The sequence below is a fragment of the Ruegeria sp. CE9 genome, from assembly GCF_056537425.1.
The window spans coordinates 1-2,417 of record NZ_JBQFRO010000041.1; the positions used below are offsets into that span (position 1 = coordinate 1).

The 2,417-nt window shown below is 55.4% G+C and carries 2 protein-coding genes and 1 pseudogene; all 3 read left to right on the forward strand.

Going from position 1 to position 2,417, the window contains the following annotated elements:
* Positions 1-69: 69 nt before the first annotated feature.
* Positions 70-1,173, forward strand: coding sequence for a glycine cleavage system aminomethyltransferase GcvT (gcvT, locus tag ACR0B3_RS23695; protein WP_480811201.1), 1,104 nt, complete (start codon positions 70-72; stop codon positions 1,171-1,173).
* A gap of 17 nt (positions 1,174-1,190) precedes the next feature.
* Positions 1,191-1,553 (forward strand): glycine cleavage system protein GcvH, encoded by a 363-nt coding sequence (gene gcvH / locus ACR0B3_RS23700; protein WP_340244695.1) that lies wholly within the window; start codon positions 1,191-1,193, stop codon positions 1,551-1,553.
* A gap of 22 nt (positions 1,554-1,575) precedes the next feature.
* A pseudogene (locus ACR0B3_RS23705) lies at positions 1,576-2,417 on the forward strand (glycine dehydrogenase (aminomethyl-transferring)); the annotation flags it as partial.

Consider the following 2,417-nt stretch of genomic DNA (forward strand, 5'->3'; position numbering starts at 1 on the left):
GAGGGGGCATCGACAGCCGATTTTTCGGCGTAACCGATTCCGAGTACATCTCGGGGTGTTGGAGGGTTGATGACCACGGGGCTTTTGGAACTGCCACTTAAGGGGCTTCACGCAGAACTAGGCGGAAAATTCGTGCCTTTTGCGGGCTACTCTATGCCCGTGCAATATGCTGCGGGCGTGATGGCCGAACATCTTTGGACGCGCGAAAAGGCGGGACTGTTTGATGTCTCGCATATGGGGCAGGTGCGGCTGCCCTTAGATCAAGCTTCGGCACTTGAGCGGATCGCGCCCATTGAGGTTGAAGGCCTCGCAGAGGGTCGCCAGCGCTATGGTTTCCTCACCAATGAGGCGGGTGGTTTGGTCGATGATTTCATGATCGCGCGCTATGAAGATTGTTTCGTTATCGTGATCAATGCCGCCCGCCGCGCCGAGGATTTGGCACTGTTTGAGAAACATTTGACGGGCTTTGAGGTCATCACTGACCGTGCCCTTTTGGCTTTGCAGGGGCCACTGGCCGAAAGCGCGCTTGCGCGTCTGCTGCCTGATGTAGCGACACTGCGCTTTATGGATGTGCGCAGATTGACATGGCAAGGTTCGGAGCTGTGGCTGAGCCGTTCTGGCTACACGGGCGAGGATGGGTTTGAGATTTCCGTGCCTGTGCCCGTCTGCAATGCCTTCGCCCGCGCTTTATTGGCGATGGATGAGGTTGCGCCCATTGGTTTGGGGGCGCGTGACAGTCTGCGGATGGAGGCGGGCCTGCCCTTACATGGCAACGATCTTTCCGAAACCATTTCCCCAGTTGAGGCAGGCTTGTCTTGGGGTATTTCCAAATCACGCCGCCCCGATGGGGCCAAGGCGGGCGGGTATTTGGGTGTTGGGGTAATTGCCTCTCATCTTGCGGGTGAAGCTGCGCGCAAACGGATCGGTCTTGTGCCAGAGGGGCGCGCGCCGATGCGCGGCGGTGTGCCCCTGTTTTTGTCAGAGACAAGCCAAACACAAATCGGCGAGATCACTTCGGGTGGGTTTAGCCCAAGCCTGGGTCACCCGATTGCGATGGCGCTGGTGCAATCTGACACGGATGCAGATGCGCCAATCTGGGGCGAATTGCGTGGCAAACGACATCCTATGCGGCAGGTTGATCTGCCATTTTTCAAAACATCCTACAAACGATAAGACAGGGAGACATCCAAATGCGTTTCACAGAAGAACATGAATGGTTGTTGGTCGATGGTGATCTGGTTGTGGTCGGCATCACCGAACACGCGGCCACTCAATTGGGTGATGTGGTTTTCGTAGAATTGCCAGAGCTTGAGACTGCGGCCGCGAAGGGTGATGAGGTTGTGGTTATTGAATCTGTCAAAGCGGCCTCTGACATCTTGGCCCCGCTGGATGGTGAGATTGTCGAGGTCAATGACGCCTTGGTTGATAACCCCTCTTTGGTCAATGACGATCCCACCGGTGAGGCGTGGTTCTTTAAGATGAAGGTAGACGATCTCTCTGCGGTCGATGCCTACATGACCGAGGATGAATACAAAGATTTCATTGGCGAATAAGCCCCCCGAGCAGGTGTGAGACATGACAAAGTGGATGCGTGAAACCTATGATCCAACCGATTTTGGCAATCGCCGCCATATCGGGCCTTCCCCTGCCGAAATGGCAGAGATGTTAAAGGTGATCGGTGCACCAGATTTGGATGCGCTGATTGATGAAACATTGCCAAAGGATATTCGTCAGACCAAGCCACTTGAATGGGCGGCGATGTCTGAGGCGGAATTGCTGGCGCATATGCGCGAGATTTCAGCCAAGAATAAGGTCATGGTTTCGATGATTGGGCAGGGGTATTACAACACCCATACCCCGCCTGCGATCCAACGCAATGTCTTGGAAAACCCTGCTTGGTATACGGCCTATACCCCCTATCAGCCTGAGATCAGCCAAGGCCGCCTTGAGGCCCTGCTCAATTTCCAGACGATGGTTGCTGACTTAACAGGGCTTGAGATTGCCAATGCTTCGCTTCTTGATGAGGCCACCGCCTGCGCCGAAGCGATGGTGATGGCCGAGCGCGTTGCAAAATCAAAGGCGCGTGGTTTCTTCATCGACCCAAATTGCCACCCGCAAAATATTGCCGTGATGCAGCGCCGTGCAGAACCTTTGGGGATTGAGGTGATTGTGGGCGATCCGAAGGATATGGACGCAAGCACGGTCTTTGGTGCGATTTTTCAATATCCAGGCACATTTGGGGATCTCCATGATCCATCTGCGCAAGTTGCGGCCTTGCATGCTGCAAATGCCGTGGCGATTGTTTGCACGGATTTGCTGGCCCTAACAGTTCTGCGCGAGCCTGGGGCGATTGGCGCCGATATCGCGGTGGGCTCAGCGCAACGCTTTGCTGTGCCGCTGGGATATGGTGGCCCGCA

Excerpts from the sequence above, each read along its gene's own strand:
- gcvH (WP_340244695.1), top strand. The coding sequence starts at position 1,191 with ATGCGTTTCACAGAAGAACATGAATGGTTGTTGGTCGATGGTGATCTG.
- gcvT (WP_480811201.1), top strand. The coding sequence starts at position 70 with ATGACCACGGGGCTTTTGGAACTGCCACTTAAGGGGCTTCACGCAGAA.